This window comes from Epilithonimonas caeni DSM 17710, from assembly GCF_000426465.1.
Taxonomy (GTDB): Bacteria; Bacteroidota; Bacteroidia; order Flavobacteriales; family Weeksellaceae; genus Epilithonimonas; species Epilithonimonas caeni.
This window is the reverse complement of sequence record NZ_AUFK01000018.1, coordinates 261,162-282,209: the sequence shown is the minus strand read 5'-3', so window position 1 is coordinate 282,209 and position 21,048 is coordinate 261,162. Positions and strand designations below refer to the sequence as shown.

The 21,048-nt window shown below is 31.3% G+C and carries 13 protein-coding genes and 1 tRNA gene; 4 read left to right on the top strand and 10 right to left on the bottom strand.

The genetic code is table 11. The features are described from left to right. Window positions 1-63 precede the first annotated feature (63 nt). The 8 genes from K319_RS0113030 to crcB form a co-directional block, all read right to left on the bottom strand. A complete protein-coding gene (locus K319_RS0113030; RefSeq protein WP_027383995.1) occupies window positions 64-2,730 on the bottom strand; it encodes a GTPase domain-containing protein in 2,667 nt (888 codons plus the stop codon). Between the two features lie 360 nt (window positions 2,731-3,090). Continuing rightward, window positions 3,091-3,693 carry a M48 family metalloprotease gene (locus K319_RS0113025; RefSeq protein ID WP_027383994.1) on the bottom strand — a complete coding sequence of 201 codons (603 nt, stop codon included), beginning with the start codon at window positions 3,691-3,693 and terminating at the stop codon, window positions 3,091-3,093. Window positions 3,694-3,701: 8 nt separating this feature from the next. After that, window positions 3,702-8,075, bottom strand: a complete 4,374-nt coding sequence (locus K319_RS21135) for an ATP-binding protein (RefSeq protein WP_169712671.1) — start codon at window positions 8,073-8,075, stop codon at window positions 3,702-3,704. Window positions 8,076-8,087: 12 nt separating this feature from the next. Next, complete coding sequence (locus K319_RS20425) at window positions 8,088-10,556, bottom strand: DEAD/DEAH box helicase (RefSeq protein ID WP_051230668.1); 2,469 nt, start codon at window positions 10,554-10,556, stop codon at window positions 8,088-8,090. Next, window positions 10,553-11,341, bottom strand: a complete 789-nt coding sequence (locus K319_RS0113010) for a Hachiman antiphage defense system protein HamA (protein WP_027383993.1) — start codon at window positions 11,339-11,341, stop codon at window positions 10,553-10,555. Before K319_RS0113010 ends, K319_RS20425 begins: the two co-directional genes overlap by 4 nt. 817 nt (window positions 11,342-12,158) lie before the next feature. Then, window positions 12,159-13,391, bottom strand: a complete 1,233-nt coding sequence (locus K319_RS0113005; protein ID WP_027383992.1) for a site-specific integrase — start codon at window positions 13,389-13,391, stop codon at window positions 12,159-12,161. A gap of 251 nt (window positions 13,392-13,642) precedes the next feature. Continuing rightward, a tRNA-Ser gene (locus K319_RS0113000) sits at window positions 13,643-13,730 on the bottom strand. Window positions 13,731-13,841: 111 nt separating this feature from the next. Further along, a complete protein-coding gene (crcB, locus tag K319_RS0112995; RefSeq protein ID WP_027383991.1) occupies window positions 13,842-14,207 on the bottom strand; it encodes a fluoride efflux transporter CrcB in 366 nt (121 codons plus the stop codon). A gap of 159 nt (window positions 14,208-14,366) precedes the next feature. Between crcB and K319_RS0112990 the strand changes: the two genes are divergently transcribed. Together K319_RS0112990 and K319_RS0112985 are read left to right on the top strand one after the other, a co-directional pair. Then, the gene (locus K319_RS0112990; protein WP_027383990.1) at window positions 14,367-15,068 is read left to right on the top strand and encodes a response regulator transcription factor; all 702 of its coding nucleotides are present in this window, start codon (window positions 14,367-14,369) and stop codon (window positions 15,066-15,068) included. A gap of 3 nt (window positions 15,069-15,071) precedes the next feature. After that, on the top strand, window positions 15,072-16,469 hold the full coding sequence (locus K319_RS0112985) for a sensor histidine kinase (protein WP_027383989.1): 1,398 nt from the start codon (window positions 15,072-15,074) through the stop codon (window positions 16,467-16,469). A 41-nt stretch (window positions 16,470-16,510) separates the two neighbouring features. Here the strand turns inward: K319_RS0112985 and K319_RS0112980 are convergent, their stop codons facing one another. Further along, complete coding sequence (locus K319_RS0112980) at window positions 16,511-17,218, bottom strand: DUF6261 family protein (protein WP_027383988.1); 708 nt, start codon at window positions 17,216-17,218, stop codon at window positions 16,511-16,513. A gap of 445 nt (window positions 17,219-17,663) precedes the next feature. Here K319_RS0112980 and K319_RS0112975 point away from each other — a divergent pair, with 445 nt between their 5' ends. Both K319_RS0112975 and K319_RS21130 read left to right on the top strand, forming a co-directional pair. Next, window positions 17,664-18,881 (top strand): AAA family ATPase, encoded by a 1,218-nt coding sequence (locus K319_RS0112975; RefSeq protein ID WP_027383987.1) that lies wholly within the window; start codon window positions 17,664-17,666, stop codon window positions 18,879-18,881. Then, on the top strand, window positions 18,878-19,453 hold the full coding sequence (locus K319_RS21130; protein WP_051230666.1) for a DUF4276 family protein: 576 nt from the start codon (window positions 18,878-18,880) through the stop codon (window positions 19,451-19,453). The genes K319_RS0112975 and K319_RS21130 overlap by 4 nt, the downstream gene beginning before the upstream one ends. Before the next feature lie 56 nt (window positions 19,454-19,509). Here K319_RS21130 and K319_RS0112965 read toward each other — a convergent pair whose 3' ends face one another. Next, window positions 19,510-20,931, bottom strand: coding sequence for a sugar MFS transporter (locus tag K319_RS0112965; protein WP_027383986.1), 1,422 nt, complete (start codon window positions 20,929-20,931; stop codon window positions 19,510-19,512). Window positions 20,932-21,048 lie beyond the last annotated feature (117 nt).

Below are 21,048 nucleotides of genomic sequence, written 5' to 3'. Positions count from 1 at the left end.
AAGAAAACCCTCTCTTAATTTGTAGCGAATCTATTGTTATAGCACACTTAATTCCTCTCTTAATCACAGTTTTTGAGCTATCTCCTGTTCTGTTTCTATAATCTCAATTTGATCTTTAACTTTTTCCAAATCAATTTTAGTACTATTCAACAACGTAAATGAAGGTTCAATTGATTTTTGTTTAATTTGGTGTGTAATTAAACGTATTTTTTCAATATTTTCATCATGATTTGAGAAGATCCCAGCAAAGAGCGAATGAAACCTCGTAACTAAACCTAGGTATTTCTTTTGCTCCGCAATGAACATCATGTTTTTGTCAATTAAGCCTTGCAACGCCTGTGCAATTTCACTATTCGCAGGGTTGCTAATCGCTGCTAACTTTCCTTCGTATATCCTTTCAAGCGACGTTAGCTTTTTAGGTCTAGCGTCTGCCAGACTTAAGTTCAATGTATTAAAGAAATCTTCGTTAAAAATTGATTTAAGCCGTTCCCTAGCTTTTTCTTGGAATGTTCTATGATGGCGTTGTGTCATTTTATTTAAATCATTTCTGAATTTGGCAAAAACGTTACCTGCAAGCGCCCATACCGCACTGCTAATCAGCCCAAATCCTATCGTCCAGCGAACGGAAGTGGGAGTAATCATATTCAGTTTTACCAAAAAGAAGTAGAATAAGATACCACAACCAGCAGCGATACTTGTCCATTTAATAATTGCTGTCCGCCTTGTTTTTCTCTGCTTTTTCTGTTGCCCGCTAAATTCCAGAAAATGCCCTCTATGGCTCTCAAAAGCAGTCATTAGTTTCTCCTTATATAACCTATTGACCTCGGTCTCCAACGAAAGCACTGCTTCCTCCATTACATCTGCAATTTTATATTCACCCTTTTGAAAGAAATTATTAATAGTCGAATCTCTTTTTATAGAAGAAGCCCCCAATTCTCTTTTGAGTTCCAAGATACGATCTTCTATTGCAGCCATATCTTTCTTCATATCCAATATCTTTTCATCTTTTTTCGGGTATATGGTAGAAATCGCTTCATCTTTTTTTGTTAATTTGTATTCCTCTGGGAATTCATCATCCAAATCGTCAAGTTGTTTTCCTATCCTTAATTTTTGAATGGTGTCTTTTGTATTTTTAGTCAGTACGCTTGCTTTGTACATTTCAATAACATCGAAATATTTATCGAAATTTTCCGAAATCGTATCTGCCCCTTGTTTATAGATATCTTCAAGCGCATTAATTAACTGCTGTCTGTTCATTACCCCTAAAAACTGTTCTAATCTTGCTATTAACGAGCTTCTTTGCTCATCTGCCAAGCGGTAAAGCCTATTAAGATAGTTAATCATTGGGGCATCCATTTTTGGAAAATCGATTTCCAGTTTTTCATCGATCTCTGAAAGATTTAGTCTTGCCGGAAAAGCCTCCCTGATATCTTCGACCGCCAAATCCGTATCATCGTTATCCAGAATGTTGTCGATATCCTGCTTAATTGCGAGGATTTTACCTTTTGAGAGATTATATAACTCAGCGGTGAACCTACCAATATTACCATTTGATTGATTTTCGATAAAAGTGGCCATACTTCTCTTTTCTATTGACATCTCTTCGGTATTGGACAGCATTGTTGGAACATTCGTTTTTATCATTCCGTCTAATTGCTCATGCTCTGCCTGTAGCGCCCTTTTAAGCTTCCGGTCGCCATCGGCCCAGACGTTTCTCAATTTCTCGTTGTTGACCTCTACCGCTGCATCGAATTTATGTATGTTTTCACCGGCAGTCCTTAAGAAATCTCCTGTAACCTTAATTTTTTCTTTTATGGTATTAAGAAAAAACAATTCTAGGTCCTTAAGGTTGCGGGAATAGAATTCCAATTTATGGCTGTGATTGTTCCATATTGAACTCTGCTCAAGTTCCGTAGACCAGTCGGAAATTTTTGTCCTCAGTTCTTCTATATTATACCCCTCCTTATTGTCTATAAAAACAAAATTCTTTTCAGAAAGCTCAGAAGCATCTGCAAATTCCTTAAGCCTGGACATCAATTGTCCTGTAAAACCATTCCTTTTACTTGTATCAATATTCCCTTCAGAAAGCGGGCGATCAACAACCAGTTTGAACTCATCTGATCTGGTTACAATAAAATACAAAGGAATGAATGGAAGTTTTTTATTTTTTTGAAGAAGCAATGGAATATCAGCCTGATCCACAGGATTCGCGGCTGAAACGAAATAAAATATGTAATCGCATATTGGTAGGAAATCCTGGATAAGCTCATTGGCTATATTGGGGTCGCCTGAGCCGGGTGTATCGGCAATGACCAGATTCTTCAAAAAAACTGAATCAATCGTTGCTGTTCTAACGGGAACGTAGACGCTCTCTTTTGTCATGTGGATGATCTTTTGCGAGTTTGCCTTATCAGTTATCAGCGTAATCGTCGTATCTGTTGGATTGAGGTCTGTATTCCTTTCATCTCTACTTCCTTTAATTTTTAGGATACTGTTGATGGTACTCGACTTGCCAGAAGAATAGTGACCAACAAAACCAACATAAACCAAATTTTGTTCCTTTGCTATATATTGTTCCAGACTAGAAACAAGCCGATCCAAAAGCCTTTTATTTTCTGCACTGATAGCAGCTTCTTTGATTTCGAGTGCTTTTGCAGCCAGATCCTTATTTATAATTACGTTAAGTTCCTTAGCCTTATAAAGGATTTTTCTTATTTGAGTTTCGTCCATGTGGTCATTAATTTAGATTTGAAAAATAAACAGATTTTGTTCGCCTACAATTTATGAAAATTTATAAAACCCAAAAGCCCAGCTGTACAATATTTTTGCCATATTGTATACGACTAAAGAATGTGATCCCTAATTATTTACCGCTAAAGTGCAAGTTGAAAAATGCTATAAAACTTCATAATAAGAATCTTATAAAGTAGTTATGAATCTGAATTTCTTATTAGATTAGAATTTTAAAATGTCTAAAAAAGTTTTAATTCCATTTTAATTTCATAAATATTATGAATGACCCTTTTAGAAGTTATTATTTTCTCCTCAGGTATTTTACAAGTAATGTGATCCTCAGTTTTTGTACTATATCTAAACAGCTGGGTTTCTTTTTTTGATTTTTTCATAAAAATTAAGATATTCAGAAGTGATAGTTTTAATAATCTTTTTAATATTACTATTAATTAATACATCACTAGATAAAATTTGATAATGATTATCTGCTCTTGGTTCAAAAAAGTCATTTAAATTAATTTGAGAAATTATATCAGGTATTTCAGATTGGGTTAAAATATGAATGTGAGAAAAGAAAATCTCTTTATACTGTTCTATATCTTCTCCAAATTCTTTAAAAGCCAACTCTATTTGGCTAAAATCATGGGAACCATCAATACTATTATAGCAGCGGCAGACATCTATTTGAGAATATATACTTTGAAATATACACCCATATAATGTACTAACTATATCCTCAAATTCCTGCATATTTGATTGTCCATTATAAGCAAATTTTTTAGGGTGGTTCCTCCTATGTTTTGCTTTTACTAACCCAGCATATTTATCATTATTGTACCAAATGTCAATATTAACAGGCTCTGAATATTCAAAATTTTCAAATAAAATTTGGTGTGCAACAAAATGACCTAGTTCATGAATCAAAACTTTTTTTAATTCATCTTCTTTGTAGTAGCTCATATTTTTAATTATTTTAATGCTTCTATTGCTTGATTAGCATTATTTCTAAGATGTCTATGTTTCAACATACCATCAAAAATATCTAGAGCTTGATTAATTAAAGTTTTATTTTTAATTATTTCTGAAACCAATTTACTATAAATTGCCAGGATTAATTGGATTGGTTCTTTGTCATAATATCCACTATCTTGAATATCAGGTTTGTCTCTAAAATCTATGTTTTGAAGTAATTCTAAGCATTTTTCAGGATGATTTTTTGAACATGTTGAAAGGTATTGCAAAAAGTATCTTGGGTCTTTTCTACATAATACTGTTTTTGAGTATTCATTAAGGAATGAGAAAAAAAATTGAAAATTTTCTGGTTTAAACTTTCTTAGAATCACACAAGAATATTCTTCTGCAAATTCTTTATCAGTTTCTGATAAAAACTCTGAAAGTATTTCTAATGCTTTTATATTTATTAATCCTGTATCCTCATTTATCAGAAATTCTTCAGCAACATCTATAGCGCATAACTTTGCATCTTTACCTTTTTCAATGAATTTGTTATATAGTTTTTTTTCATTGTCTAAATCCAGTAGCCAACTAGAAATCAATACATAATTTTGTTTATATATTTCAGGACATTCTAATACTCTTTTAAAATAACCATCCATTTTATTATGAAATCTGTTGTTAAAATATTGTGAAGGATTAATTGAATGTTTTAAGATTGTATGATCTGTGGTGTTAGTTAACTTCTCAAAAATTCTAAAAGCTCTATTAATATCTAAACGGTTAAGATGTGCTAAATCACTTAATAACATTATTTTTACAGAATTATTGCAAGTTGGTTTTTCAATCAGCTTCTCAATTGTAGAAAATATTATCTCTTCAAACTCTTTATTATAAAAACAATGAATTAATTCACTCACAGCAGAGCCTACAACCGAATTTACTGCATCATGTAATGGATAATTAGGATTATGTTCTTTCTCTTTATTAGGGTAATTAAGAGCTAAATCACTTAAATAAAGGACAATATCACTGTCAACATTCTTATTTTCAATAAAGTATCGAATATAATGGTTAACAATACTTCCATAATAACTATTAATAATATCAAGAGTAATTAATTGTTTGAATAGTTTCTTAACTTTATTAGGATTATAATTTCCATCAATTAATCCTCCAACTCCTCTTAAAATATACTTTTCTGAAATTTGGTTATCATTAAATAAGCTTTCTATGAATTCATAAAATTTACTTGGATCTTCTTTAACAATATTTTGGAATACTTTAGAGTGCTCCTCAATATTGCCAAATGCCCATCTATCTGACTTATAATTTTCATTGTACTTAATCATGCTTTTTTTCCAATGTTTCAAAGTCATTTTTTTACAAGCAGATTCTGATAAAGGAGGACTTACTGAAGACCATGTAGCTCCAGAAGTATCAGTAGCTATTCTAGGATTTAGATCTCCAAATTTTCTATCAAGCTCTTTGTAGGTTTTGAAGAGTAATTTGTTTTTAATTAATTCATCAAAAGGAAGAGCTTTTATAAAGAGATATTTCTTTTTTCCAAACTCATTTAAACTGATTCTTCTTTTTCCATTTTCATCTTTCCAAATCCAATAGTCATATGTGGTTCTAAGATCTAATAAGATATTATTAATGAATTCTCTTTGTTCTTTTTCTAATAATTTATAAACATTACTAATTATAATTCTGAGTTGAAGTTGCAAATGATCATCACTACCTCCAAATATATTTTTATAAGAAAGTATTTCAATCAATTCAAGAATTTCATTCTTATAAAATGAATAGTTAGAATCTAATTTTTTTATAATCATTTTTAGTAATAGAGTATCATCGGAATTTTTATAGTTCTGATAAAATTCTAAGAAAAATTTTGTGTTACTATTTAGAATAAATTCTTCCAAATAATCATCTAATCTATGTTCTCCAGAATAAATTCGATGAGAATCTTTATCATTTATTTTTGAACTCTTATAAAGGGGAGATTGAATTTTTCCATAATAGAAATATGGTATCTTTGTTTTATCAACTATTTCTTCATAGATGGAAAATAAATATTTAAAAGACTCTAATGGGGCTACAATACAAAAGTCTTTGACAATTTCATTTAAAGAGTATTCAAATCTATAATTGAATTCAAATTTTTCATAGAAATCAATAATAGCAATCCCAAGCATTTTATAAGCATAGCCTTTATTATGATAAAAGATTTTTTTTAATGCTTCATAAAAGTAGTGATTGTCTCTTTTTCCTTCAGATTCTTTTTTAAAAGGAATATATTTTTCAAAAAAAGGTAATAATTTTAGGTCACTCCAATCATCAATATAAATCATTAAGTCCGAAATGAAAGCTTCTTTTTTTTCAAAATCTAATGACTCTAAGTAGTTTAGAATCATTATTGGATTATTATTTATGTTATTTACAAACATAGACCAATTATAATTGAAATATTTTTTCTTCTCAAATATAAATTCCTCATCAGTATCAAAATTATTACTTTGTATGGAAAAATAGGTAAGAGGAATGTTTTCTGATATAAGAAATTTAACCCAATTTTCTGATTGCATAGAACTCATAAAAACATCTTCATAGTCAGGATTTTTTAGTATTTCATCAATTAAAAGTTTTTTTTCGAGATTACACGGGTTTTTAACAGCTCCTAAGTTGTTTATTATTAAGGACTTTATATGAAATCTATAATTAGATGAAGCAAGTATGTTTTTAATAGTGTTTACATATTTAGTAATGTCTGATTCTCTTAAATACTCCAAAACCATTTTTATCACTGACCTAACATATAAACTTTGTTCATTATCTATAATAAAATCTTCCAGATTACCTTGATTATCTACAAATTGTTTTGCAAATACATATTCATAAAATGTTTGATGAAAGAATTGAATTTCTTTATCATATTCAACTAGTATACTATTTGAATTTAGATATCCTATTTCAGAAAAATAATCATCTTCATAGATGTTTCCTACAGAAATTCTTTGTTCTTGATACATCCTTTGAACTACTTTAAATATAAGCTCCTTAAGTTTAAGTTCTTTCTGTGGAGAAATATATTTTTTCCATAAATGATCATATAAATCTTTTAGTGTATTAATTGAATCAATCTCACGCTTTGAACTATTATCATATATTCTACAAAAAATATCTAAATGATTAGGAGTCCTTAGTAAATGCAAAACTTTTTGTGAAGGGTGTTTAATATTAAAGGTTGTAAGAATACTTTTAACTTCTTCCTCAGAAAAAATATTAACCGATATTTTTTTATAACTGTCAGAATTATATATACTAAGTTCAGCATCATATTTTAAGTCATATGATCTGGAAGAAATAATAATTCTAATATTTTGATAGGTTTGTAATTTAGAAATAAGTTTATTATAGGTTTCAATATATTCTCTATTTGAGGAGAGTGTAAGAGACATAGCATCAATTTGATCAATTAAAACAACTAGCTTTTCTCCTTTTCCTACTGTTTCTTTAATTAACTTATCAAATGAAAGTAACTTATCAAATAATTTATTTTCAAGTTCCACAATTGATTTACAATAGAACTTATCTGCTTTTAATCCTAAAACATTATACTTCTCTAAGCTAAGTCGCTCATATAAATCTTTTAATATAGCAGACTTTCCTAATCCCTTTTCCCCTTTTAAAACCAAAACATTTTTTTGATTTAATGGTATATCTTGGATTATCCAATTATATATAGATGTAACTTCAGCTCTGACAATATGGGCGCTTGTTTTATCTTCAATGTAATTTCTAACTTGTAATAATGCATAGGAAGTATTCTTTAAAATACTTTCAATATCAATCTGTGAATCTCCCTTAACTAATACCTCATGAATTTCTTTTATTTTAATACTATCCTCTAATTCAAAGGATTGATTGTAAAGATTATATTCTTTTAGTAAATCAATTAGCTCATTTCCTTCTTTTAATGAAATGAAATCACTAGATAATTGATAAGTTTCTTCATTCTTATTTTTCCAAGAAGTCCACCATTTATTTTGTTGTAAATCTAAAGTGTTTATTATACATAGAGTCCAGCTTTTAACTTCATATTCTTGTGAAAACATTGCAGTTTTAAAAGATTCTCTAATTTGATTTTTTTGTGAATCACCAATACCAGAAACAAAAAACTTACATTGGATTACATCTATGGGTTCAATACCAATCTCACCTATAAATATATCAATTCCTCCATCACCTTGATTTACTCTTACAGTCCTTACTGTTTTTTTGGGATTTAGTTTTCTAAATAATCCCTCACAAATATTTTCGAATTTTGTTCTAGCACTTGCTTCATCAAACTTTTGGACTAAAACTAGCCAATCTTTATTCATTTCCATTTTATTTTAAGAAAAACTGATGTGATATTTTAATTCAAAAATTAATATTTTATTTTCAAAATTTTCTTCCATTGTCGAAATTATAGCAGGATTGATATTTACCTCATCTAATTCTAAATTAAATGAAATAAGAGAATTATATTCCTCCTTATTAATACATTTAGCTAGTTCAATAGAAAAACCATTTTTTAATAAAATAATTGTTTTTCTGTCACCACTTCCATATTTAACCTTATCGAAAAATGTGTGATCTACTAATTCCAATTCGCTTAATACTTCGATATATTTTAATAGATTAAATTCAATGAAATCTTGTTCTTCTTTAATTCTTAGTATTGCAATATTTACCCTTTCTGGTATATCTTTGTTTCTTAAGTCAATATATAAAGGCATTCTATCTGTAAAACTTCTTTTATCAACTCCCCATTTTGTCCCCACATAAATTAATAAATCCTCTCCTCTTAATGTTTCCCAATAGCGTAAAAAACTTGAAATCATTTCTTTATAAGATGCACTTCTACTACGCCATTCTACTAACATTGAATAAAATCTTCTTGCTGGAGGGTTTACTAAACGACTAATATTACTATCCTTTAAATCTATTTCATTAAAGAATATTGAAGCAATAGCTTCAATAAGATCATTGCTATTATTGATGATTGAGAAAAGTTGTCTCTTATAATTGTTCAGATTTTCAATAAGTTGTTTTTCAGATGTTTTTATGTCAAAATCATTAATATTGTTTTTATAACAGAGCTTTGCAATTTCTGATTGAACATAATATGGATTTTCTAAATCAGTAGTATTAGGTTCAATATTTTCTAAAGACTCTAATGAGTTTTTAAGTATTTCTTTTTCTTCAATATTTAAATCACCTACTGTTTTTAACAAAACATTATTAATATTATCTTCAATTTGGGATTCAATTCTAGCTCTTTGAGAAACAAAATTTTTAATATTTGCATTGCTAGCTGTATATTTATTTTTTAGTATATAAATATTAGGTTCCAATAATCGTAAATCTCCTGTTTCATTATTAAAAATTTCACTGAAACGATTTACTCTTCCTATTAAATTTTTGAATTGAGAATTTGTCAGATTTGTATTTTTTCCCTTCTTGATGGATAAAAGAAAAATTTTCTCTGCTGGTATATTGATTCCTTCTAGCAATGTAGAACTTGTTATAATAAATGAGATAAAATTATATTTTGAAAATATATCTTCTACATATAATCTTATCATTTCAGGCATACCTCCATGATGATATACAATTCCCTTTTTTATACAATTTATAAGTTTATAATTTGGATGTATGAAATCTGAAATTGTTTCCTCTATATCATCTATCTCGAAGGTATCCTCAATTTTATCCATTAGATCATTTGACAGCTCTTCAATATGCATAGGACGATTCAAATAGATGATATTTTTTTTTGAATTTTCATTTAGTAATAAATCAAAAATATCTTCATATTCAATATTCGTATTAAAAAACTGGTTAGAGAATTGATCATATAATTCTAATTGATTTTTGCCATTACGTAAATCACAAATAAAATACTTTTCAGTCTTAATAAACTCATCAATATTTTCAGATTCAAGCTCAAGTTCAATTTGGTTTATTTTTAAATTATTAAAGTCTGCAATAAAGGGAGAATAAAAATTTAATGATATATTAGGGTTCCTTTTCTTCAAAATAATTACTACCTGGGCTAAAAGAATTGCTCTTTCATCATCTTTTTTGTCCCCAAAAATATTATGAGCTTCATCAATTAAAATCAAATCAAGAGATAATTCTTCATTTTTTTGGAGTAATCTCAGTAATCTTTCTTGTGTTAATACTGAAATAAAACTTTCTTCAGTTCCTTTGTACATTTCAGGGTGAGTTATAACTCTCTGAATTTGATAATCAGAAATTGATTGATTAAGTAATCTTTTTTTTGTTTGAGCTAGTAATGCTTTACTAGGAACGATTACGCATATTTTCTTATTTAAATTATCCAGAATTTTCTTGATAATTATCTCTGATTTTCCATAAGAAGTGGGTGCAATGATTACAAGGTTTTTATCAGAACTGTTAGAAAATTCTGTTAGCTTTTTTTGACCATTTGACAAGTAATAGCTCTGCTCTTTAAAATTCTCATGAAATGCTGAAAAAAACATCTCAAAAAAGCTATCCTTTTCTGTACTATTTTTAGATTCTATAAACTTAGATATTGGTATAAAACCTTTGTTAATTGCAAAATCATATAATGGTTTGTAATCATTATATCTGTTAGAATAAACAACTAATATTTTATATCCTAACTTTTGGAGATAAGTATCCCCAAAATTCAAAAAGAATATTGCTGTTTTTAATAAATATTGTATTTCTTCATCAGAAATTTCTTTATTAAGTATTAATTTTTCAAAAAGACTTGTGAAGTCACTATTTTGACTTTTTTTTCTAAAATCTAATAACTTTAATTCACTCATGATATTGATTCAGATGTTAAAAAGTCTGCAATTGTTTCAAACATTCTTTTTTGTATACTTATGACTATTATATCTTCAAAGGTATCTTGAGTAATGGTGTCATCTGTAAAATCTGAAACACTCATTTCCTCTATTAATTCTGATAGTTCATTATATAAAACTGATGTTATGATCACATTCTTTTTTTGATTAGGATTGAAGCTTGGGGAATCATTAGCTAATAATCTTCTGATATCTGGAAGTCCATTTTCCTGTTTTATCATTAAGCTTGCATCTAATAAAGCAGACTCCCATAATGATTGTCTTCTTTCTTCAATCATGGAGGAAATAGCACTTCTTGATCTTTTCAAAAGAACTACATTAGCATCTGAACAATTTGGAGATTCATTTTTATGACCTGATTTCACTTCTGTATACCAAAGCTTGATATTTTCTAAATTATAATAAATGATATCAAATCCTTTTTTAACTTGTCTCTCTTCTTTATTCTTTAAAATAGATAAACATTTAAGATCATCCAATTCATTACCAAGTATAATATGACATAATAGTTCACCAATTATGCCTTTTTTTGCATCATCATGTTTACTGTTATATCTGTCAAGAAATGACTTTAAGGTGTTTTGATATGAATAAAATTCTTCTAATGACTCATATTCAGAAAAACCATGAAAAATACCTTGTAATTGACTTCTAATTAGCTCTTGAAGTTCATCAGAAAAACTTTCAATATAGAAAATAAGATATTTTCCATTTTGTATTGTTCTAATTCCATTAATTGCCATTCTATGATTATTAGTTTTAAGCTAATTTAATAAATATAAATGTTACTCATGAGGTTAGTTATATTAAAAATCAATATTTGCTGACTTGTTATATTGAGAAACTTAGCCTACTTCAAAGTTATAATAACTACATTAAAAAGTTAAGGGCATAGGAAATTTTGAAGGTTATACCTATCAACAAATTTAAAATCGAAATTTTGGACATTACTGATAGTGTATTCTTGCTAGAATAATATCCAATACATTTATAAATATGAGAAGCTGTTTTCCCCAAATATTATTGTATTAAATTTGGTTCAAGTGGAAATTTCAAATCTAAATCCGATGGTAAGGTTTATCCTTAAAGTACATTTCTTCTACTTTTAAGTTCCTGAAAAAAATCTAATGTTCGGTCAATTGCATCATTTGGCAAAAGACTCAAAAGTATGATAACGTATATCACCTTCGTTTTATAATATATTTTAGTTTTAATATAAATGCTATTTGTTTGCTTTACTTACATCTATTATTACTTTTCAATGATTATCATTCAGGGATTATTAGCTAAATCACCAAATGTTCATTGCTATATAAAGCAAACATGAGATTCCAATTAAAATAATCTACGTTTGTCAAGTCTTTTTAATTGTTATCTAAGACATTTTAAATATTATCTATATCTATGTATTAGATGATTAGAAAGTCCTTTACTGTTTACAAATAAGATAAAACATGAGGTCGTCTCAAAAGTGACCCATTTCTCGGAATCCTGTCTGATTAATTTTGCCGATTAAGAGACTCTCAGAGTATTATCAGTACTTTTTGAGGCGGTCTCATTTTAATCTTTAACTCTACTTAAATCCTGCAGTTTATTTCGTAAAACCGCCATGTCATCACTCACTTTCTTATCCAGAATCTTCGCATAATGCTGAGTAGTCTTAATATTCGTATGACCAAGCATTTTACTCACACTTTCAATGGGAACGCCATTGGACAAAGTAACAGTAGTAGCAAAAGTATGCCTTGCAATATGGAATGTTAAATCCTTATTGATGCCACAGACACTCGCAATTTCTTTTAGATACGAATTCATTTTCTGATTACTGAGAACAGGAAATAGAACATCTGAATTGACACACTGAGGATGATTCTCGTATTTTAAAACCAGTTCCTGAGCCACAGGCAATAACGGAACCCTGGTTGGGGTATCGGTCTTTTGACGATGGGTAAAAATCCATTGGTCCCCATCAATCCCAATATTGATGTTAGATTTTGACAATTGCTTGACATCCACATAAGCCAAGCCCGTATAGCAACTGAAAAGAAAAATATCGCGAACTTGGTTCAATCGGTCTGATGCAAATTCCTTTTCATAAATCATCTGAATTTCTTCTTTGGTAAGATAAGGACGTTCGACAGCTTTAATCTTTGCTTTGTAACCTAGAAAAGGGTCTTTAGTAATCCAGCCGTGCGCCATACATAGACGGATAATCTTTTTGAAATTCTTGAGATATTTCACAGCCGTATTATTTCCGCATTTACGCACACTGCGCAACCAGAAATCATAATCACTGATAAAACCGTGATCGATTTGCGTGATATCAATATCAGAAACTTTGTACTTCCAGTTAATGAATTCCTGTGTATGCTTTAAAGAAGTTTTATAACGCTCTAATGTTCCTGGGGCAAAATCCTGACCGACCAAAGCTTCAACTTTGTCATTATGCTCCTGAAAAATGGGAATAAGCATTCTTTGCTCGATATCCGTTCCAAGCAGTTTAGATTTTAAACTCTCTGCAGTTACAAAGTTTTCTTCTTTCAGCATCAGATAGTGGAAATCATAAACTTTTTGTTCCAAAGTTTTAAGATAGAGATTCAGTGTTTTGGCTTCTTGCGAATTACCTAATGCCTTGTGTGCTTTAACATCCCATTTCTTAGGATCAATATACCTTTTAGCAGCAATGTCGGCTGCCTTGCCGTCTATCGTGATTCGTAAATAGATGGGAGCGGTTCCGTTTGTTCTGATTTTATTCTTTTTGATAAAGAATAACAGGTTGAATGTTTTGTTCATTGTGTGATAACTTTAATGGTTTAATAATTTACTTTTTGTTACCACTTTTTGCAAGATGTACAATCGTTAGACTGCCTATTGGTCGGGCTTTCCTTGATTTTTCGTGACCCATTTTTGTAATTTTTTGAATGGGACACGAAATAGGACATATAAATCGTGACCTATTTTGATTTTTTTTGATACTGCGCTAAAATAAAAAACGCTGTAAACATTGATGTTTACAGCGTTTTAGCTTATTTTGGTTTCTAACCTGGCGGAGAGTGAGGGATTCGAACCCCCGGACCTGTTACAGTCAACAGTTTTCAAGACTGCCGCAATCGACCACTCTGCCAACTCTCCTTACTTGCTACGATTTCTCGTTTTCAGTGGTGCAAATATAGAAACCTTTTCCATTAAGACCAAATTATATTTGCAAAAAAAATTTAATTCTCTAATTATCAAAGCCTAAAATTAACTCTTCAGCATCTGAAAGCCTAAAAACACCATTATTAAACCTAAAATAAGACTTGATAAAGCATATAAAATCAACATTCCATAATTACCATTTTGCCAAAGTGAATAATTCTCCGCAGAAAAAGTGGAGAATGTAGTATAACCACCACAAACTCCTGTTATCAAAAGATATCTCAAAGAATTATCGACCTTCAGGAAATAAGCTGACAAAATACCAATCAGGAAGCATCCTGTCATATTAACAACGAATGTCCCCATAGGGAACCCATCTATGTTCCAAAGTTTCTGACTATAATTCGAGATCATGAAACGTGCAACGCTACCCAAGCCTCCTCCCAAGAAGATATAAATCAAATTTCTCATCTTGCTAAATTATAAAAAACAAAGAAAAACAGACTTCGGTACAGCCTTATTTTATTTGATTATAAATTGTATTTTTGAAAAAATCAAAGATCTGGACGCAATTTGGAGCTAAATCAAATTCTCCGATAAAGTAATTTTATATTTTTGTAATTATTAGTTATGAAAAAAATTGTTCTGATAGAAGATGAGTCCAGCGTTGTTTCCTTTATAAAAAAGGGATTACAGGAGTTGGGTTACGAGATTTCCGTAGCTCTGGATGGCTCTACAGGGATAAAGCTTGTGGAAGAAAATAGCTTTGACATAATCATTCTCGACATCATGTTGCCCGACATCAATGGGCTGGAGGTCTGCAAAGAGATCAGAAAAAAGAACAAAACCGTCCCTATCCTATTCCTTACAGCTTTGGATTCCTCAGAAAATATAGTGCTAGGGCTGGAAAGCGGAGGCGATGATTACCTGGTAAAGCCCTTCAAGTTCATCGAGCTTGTTGCCCGAATCAAATCTCTACTGAGAAGAAGCGGACATCATAACGGGCCAGAAACAACTGAGATCGATAATGAGAACATCTATCAATTTTCTGATCTCACGGTCAATGACTATACCAAAAAAGTAACCCGTGCCGGCATAGAGGTCTCTTTGACCTCCACAGAATACAAGCTCCTACTCTACTTTCTGAACAACCCTGAAAAAGTGATATCCAGAGCCGAAATACTGGAAGCCGTCTGGGGTGTGAACTACGAATTAGGAACAAACGTTGTGGACGTATATGTCAATTACTTAAGAAAAAAATTAGACAATCAGGAAGATGACAAGATCATCCATACCGTTATAGGAATGGGATACGTACTCAAAAAACCATAAACAATGCTGAAAAAGATAACCACCAATCAAACCAAGACCATGCTTCTATTGATGCTGGTTTTTTCAGTCGTCATCCTGCTGTTCAGTGGTTTGGTATATTTTTCCATCGTTAATTTTTCCCATCAACGTTTTTATGAACTGCTCAAGATCAGGGCAACCACCATCGTACAGATCGAAAAAAGCAAAGAACATCTCGACATCCCGGAAAATCACATTCTGAACAGCCTGAATGACGAAGAGCTGCCAATGGAAAAAGACTACGTATTTGCAGTTCCCGCAGATTCCAATTTCAGTACGATATCGAAGGAAGTTCATATACCTGATTCTTTTTTCAAGAATATCGTCAGAAAAGGCGAGGCCAATTATAACGACAAAGAGTTCTACTACATCGGGCAATCCTTCAGATCAGACAACAAAGAGTACATTGCCATTGCCTCTGCAAAGAACCATTATGTGGTGTATTATCTTGGGTTTCTGAAGAGAACATTGATCACTTGCATGATCCTCTCTTTCTTCTTTTCCATGATATTTTCTTTTTACCTTTCCAAGACCTTATTCAGACCTATCCTGAAGATCACCGGCAAGGTAAAGGAAATAAGTTCAGAAAACCTCCACCTGAGACTAGAAGCGCACCCGGGGAATACAGAACTGAATGAGCTTGTCGATACCTTCAACGATATGCTGAACAGGATAGAGACCTCCTTCGAGACACAGAATCATCTGATCGGTAATGTTTCCCATGAACTCAGGACTCCTTTGACCTCGATCATGGGCGAGGCGGATGTCGCATTATCTATAAACCGATCCGAAGAGCATTACCGGGAAACCCTTCAGATCATTCTGAACGAAGCCGAAAAACTTGACAGAAAGATCAAGGCCTTATTGATGATCGCCCAGACCGGCTTCGACGGGAAGATCCAGAAAATGGACAAAGTAAGGATGGACCAGCTCCTCTGGGATGTGATCGATACTGCAAAAAGAATCAACTCCAAGAACAATGTCTATATGGACATCAGCATGCTGCCGGACAACCCAAAAAAACTGAAAGTGCAGGGCAACGAGCAACTCCTGCATCTTGCCATGGCAAACATCATCAACAATGGCTGCAAATACTCCAACTTCCAACAGGTAAAAGTCTCTCTCGGTGCAACAGACGACCACCTTTATGTGATCATCAAAGACAGTGGGATCGGGATTCCGGATTCTGAGATGGACAAGATCTATGACCCTTTTTTCCGTGCATCCAACACCAAGAATTATGAAGGCTACGGGATCGGGTTGCCACTGGCCAGAAACATCATCAGGATGCATAATGGCGAGCTGATCGTCAATTCCAAGATCAATGTCGGTACCACGGTTCAGATCCGTTTTCCGATCTATGTTCGGATATCTGAGGTTTAAAATTAAAAAAAATAAAAGCGGTCAAGAACCGCTTTTATCATCTATTGAGGAGGATTGTAACTTCCTGATGCTTTCGCAGGATTAGAGTTCTTCGCCGCTTTCACCAGCTCATTGACATCTGCATAGAAAAGCTGCCAGTCGGCAACATCTTTCATAGCTGTGATCAGGTTCAGGAAAGATTTCAAAGACTTTTCCAGATCTTTGCGGATTCCCGATGCACTCTTCTGATTCCGAAGGTCGGCATTGGCGGAGGCTTGTTCTGCAAAGAGTTTTTCGAAATCCGCCTGCTTATCCTTCATATCATTAAAGGCAGCTGTGAGTTCCAGGTCTTTGATCTTTTGAAAGTTCTCTGCTTTCTCCAGTTCCTCGATCAGTTTTTTCATTTGAGCGGTTTGGGAAGAGTAACTCATTCTGTCTAGATTCAGACCGAATTGTCTGAAAATCCCATAGAGGTCATCTGCGGATTGATAGTTTGGTAAGGTTAGCATTTTGCGATAGCTGTTGAGGAAAGCTTTCAGGGTTGTGAAAGCCAGATCTCTTTCCCGATCTGCATTGGCAACATCATTTCCTATTCCGCTGAATGTCATTTTTGTATAGACCGCATCATAATCTGCATACTTTAGCTTAAGTTCTGCCAGAAGCGGATGACCATCGATAACTGGATAATTGCCTGACTCGGATGTGTTGATTGTTCTCTGCACAAGCGTTGCTAAATCTTTCGTACTTAGCTTTCTTAATGTGATTTTCATAAATCAAATGTGTTTTTGTTAATAATTTATTTAACTAATTCTTTGTTTAAATATATTATTTTTTTTAATTTACTGCAAAACAATCTGTTTAAACTAAAAATATTTTGTGTTTTGGTTTAAACGATCTGTTTAGAGAAAATCACAGTTGTGTTTTACTTTAAACAGGCTCGCGGAACAAAAAAACAGTTGTGGTTTGGTCTAAACAAGTTGTTTGGAGGAAATGTCAGTTGAGGTTTGGTTTAAACGGGGTATTTTTGATTTTGGAAGTTTTTATTAATTGCAGTATAAATACGGAAGAATGAGAATTCGGATTGTTTTATTTTTGACGTTACGGAAAACCGTATTTACATTGATATTGAGTTTGTATATTTGAGAATATTTTTATATAAAATTTCATCAGATTTTAATTATTTAAAATCAATTTATAATTATCAACAATTTATATATGATAAAAATAAAAGAAGTTTCCATCTACAATTATAAGTCTTGTATTAAAACAAGTTTTATAATTAATAATAATCTGTCTGCATTTATTGGTGTAAATGGTGCAGGAAAAAGTAACATTTTAACCTCTCTATTATTATTAAAAAATGTTACCAACCGTCATTTTTACAAAACTGATCTACATGATGAAGATAAATTTTTAAAAACAAGATTAGATTTATCATTAGATATTGATGAAATAGTCTACAATTTAAAAAGTGATTTTGTTGTAGATATTGATGAAAATAATAACGATGTTGTCAAATTTTCAAACTTAAGATTTAGAAACATTACCAATAAAGAAAAATTCAAATCATTGAATGAAGAGGTCATCGACGTTTATAAATATTTAGAACCAAGAACTTCAAATCCTCATTATCAAAGAATGAGTAAAGATTTGCTCGGTAGATTAAATTTAAGTGAGGAAGTAATTTCCTTTCATTTTAAATTAATAGAATATGTTTCTAATATAAATTATTATAGCGCAACCCAGTTTTCCAATCCAAAAAATTGTCCTACTTCAATTGATTTAGATAATTATAGATTATTGAGCTCACGTAAAAGAAGCTCACATGAAAGATTTATATATGATCTTTATACATCATATAAAGATGGTAAAAAATTGTATAAAAAATTTATTAATATGGTCGGGGGCTTAGGATTAGAACTTATTGAAAACATAAAATTCTATGAACATACTATTCCCAATAGCCAATTTAAAGTTAAGTCAGGAGGAAAAATTGAAAAAATTGATACTCTACGTAAAATTATTGTTCCTTCATTTATAATTGACAGTTTGAATTTATCGCCAAATCAATTATCAGAAGGAACTTTTAAAACTCTCGCTTTAATATTTTATATACTTAAAGACAATAGCAATTTATTAATTATTGAAGAGCCAGAAGTCTGTGTTCATCATGGCTTATTAAATAGTATCATTGAATTAATTAAATTTGAATCAAAAAATAAACAAATTTTTGTCAGCACCCATTCTGATTATATTTTAGATAAGTTAAAACCTGAAAATGTAATTTTAGTTGATAAGAGTAAAATAAAAGGGACAACAGCATATCCTTTATTAGAGTCATTCAGCAATGATAGTATGAATGATTTAAAAGAATATTTAGATTCCTCGGGTAATTTAGGAGAGTATTGGAAAGAAACTGGTTTTGATATATGAGCATAATTAAAACAGTTGGCATAATTGCGGAAGACAATAGTGATTTCGACACTATAAAAACAATTATAAATAAGTTCACTAGAAAAAAACTTAGTTATAAAAAAAATATTGGGAATGGTTGTGGTAAAATTAAAAGAAAATGTAAAGATTATATTGATGATTTGGAAAAAAGAAATTGCGATTTAGTCTTATTATTTCATGACTTAGATAGAAATGATTATAAATCTTTATATGATTCATTAAATTATAAAATAAAGGGTTGTAATATTAACAAAAAATTTATTTGTATACCAGTTGAAGAAATAGAAGCATGGTTTTTATCAGATGTCGATGCAATTAAGAATACATTTAAAATAAAAAAACAATTTAAAATAAGGGGAAATCCAGAAACTATTCCTTCTCCGAAAGAATTTCTTCAAGATTTAGTGTATAAGAATTCTAATAAAACTATTGTTTTTAACAATGTAAAACATAATAATAAGATTGCTGAAAATTTAGATTTAAATTTAGTAAGCAAATCTTGCCCCTCATTTAATAAATTAGAAAAATTCTTAAATAATTTAAAATTCTAAATTAAGATAAAAAAACCTGCTCAAAAGCAGGTTTTCATATTTATAAAGTAAAAATCTTAATGTCCAGATTTAGCATCCGCATCTTGTTTTACGTGACTAAGATATTTAGTACAATACGCACCAAAAATCAAAATCACAAGATAACAGAACACAGGAATAATAAAAGAATGTTGTACTCCAAAAGTATCTGCCAAATAACCTTGGAAAATCGGAACAATTGCCCCACCTAAGATAGCCATTACGACTAATGATGAACCTTGGCTCGTGTATTTTCCTAATCCTGAAATCGCCAATGTATAGATATTAGAGAACATAATAGAGTTGAAAATCCCAATTCCTAAGATGCTGTACATTGCCAATGGACCTTGATTCAACATTGCGGAAATTAATAAAACAACGTTCACTGCAGCAAAGATAGATAAAGTTCTTGCCGGAGCAGATTTCCCAATAAAGAATGCTACGAAGTTCAATGCAATAAATACCAAGAAGAAACTGATCTGTGCAAACGTCAAATCAACAATACTGAAAATAACCAAGAAAACAGCAGCTGCCGTACCTAACATATACAAAGCTTTCTTCCCTTGACCGATAGAATGATTCAATGAAATTGCTCCAAGGAAACGTCCAATCATCGCACCACCCCAATATAGAGACAGGTAGTTTTTACTTACAGATTCGGAAAGGTTCATCACTTGTGGCTGCTCCAAAAAGCTGATGATGAAACTTCCTACCGCTACTTCCCCACCAACATAACAAAACATTGCCAAAACTCCGAACTTCAAATGATTAAATTTCAAGGCACCAAAACCTTTTACCAGCTCCTCGCCTTCTGTTTTGAAATCAGGAAGTTTTACACGCGAAATCATCAAAGCAACCAATAGGAGAATCGCTGCAAAAATCAGATAAGGAATTTTAGTGGCAGATGCAGAGAAAGACCCGTCTGCCTCGGAGAACAATTCGAAGATCAAATGTCCACCCAAAACCGGCGCAATTGTTGTCCCGAAAGCATTGAAAGCCTGGGTCATATTCAGTCGGCTGGATGCAGAATCTTCCGGTCCCAAAAGAGAAACGTAAGCATTCGCCGTGATTTGCAACACTGTAAATCCAAGTCCCAAGATGAATAAAGCGCCTAAAAACAATGGATAAGAAACCAGACTAGCTGCAGGAAAAAATAATACGCAACCCAATGCTGCCAAAAAAATCCCGAAAAGGATTCCTTTCTTGTAGCCGACTTTATCAATCGGGTCGCCTTTGGTCGTCGAAACAAGAAAATAAATTAATGAGCCGATAAAATAAGCTCCGAAGAAACAGAACTGCACCAGCATCGATTCGAAGAACGAAAGCTTGAAAAGCTGTTTAAGGTAAGGAATGAGGATATCATTCATACACGTGATGAATCCCCACATAAAGAATAAAAGTGTAATGGTAATCAAAGGAACAGTATAGCTCCTTTTGGCTCCGGCGTCATTACTTATCATATTTTTTCATATTTTAAAAGAGGCTAAAGATAGCCCCTTTCGTTGATAATAACTGATTTTGAGACATTAAATTTATCATTAAAAATTTCTTTTTATAATGTCTTCGACTACGCTCAG

Coding starts and splice junctions, on each gene's coding strand:
- K319_RS0113030 (WP_027383995.1), bottom strand. CDS start 2,730: ATGGACGAAACTCAAATAAGAAAAATCCTTTATAAGGCTAAGGAACTT.
- K319_RS0113025 (WP_027383994.1), bottom strand. CDS start 3,693: ATGAGCTACTACAAAGAAGATGAATTAAAAAAAGTTTTGATTCATGAA.
- K319_RS21135 (WP_169712671.1), bottom strand. CDS start 8,075: ATGAATAAAGATTGGCTAGTTTTAGTCCAAAAGTTTGATGAAGCAAGT.
- K319_RS20425 (WP_051230668.1), bottom strand. CDS start 10,556: ATGAGTGAATTAAAGTTATTAGATTTTAGAAAAAAAAGTCAAAATAGT.
- K319_RS0113010 (WP_027383993.1), bottom strand. CDS start 11,341: ATGGCAATTAATGGAATTAGAACAATACAAAATGGAAAATATCTTATT.
- K319_RS0113005 (WP_027383992.1), bottom strand. CDS start 13,391: ATGAACAAAACATTCAACCTGTTATTCTTTATCAAAAAGAATAAAATC.
- crcB (WP_027383991.1), bottom strand. CDS start 14,207: ATGAGAAATTTGATTTATATCTTCTTGGGAGGAGGCTTGGGTAGCGTT.
- K319_RS0112990 (WP_027383990.1), top strand. CDS start 14,367: ATGAAAAAAATTGTTCTGATAGAAGATGAGTCCAGCGTTGTTTCCTTT.
- K319_RS0112985 (WP_027383989.1), top strand. CDS start 15,072: ATGCTGAAAAAGATAACCACCAATCAAACCAAGACCATGCTTCTATTG.
- K319_RS0112980 (WP_027383988.1), bottom strand. CDS start 17,218: ATGAAAATCACATTAAGAAAGCTAAGTACGAAAGATTTAGCAACGCTT.
- K319_RS0112975 (WP_027383987.1), top strand. CDS start 17,664: ATGATAAAAATAAAAGAAGTTTCCATCTACAATTATAAGTCTTGTATT.
- K319_RS21130 (WP_051230666.1), top strand. CDS start 18,878: ATGAGCATAATTAAAACAGTTGGCATAATTGCGGAAGACAATAGTGAT.
- K319_RS0112965 (WP_027383986.1), bottom strand. CDS start 20,931: ATGATAAGTAATGACGCCGGAGCCAAAAGGAGCTATACTGTTCCTTTG.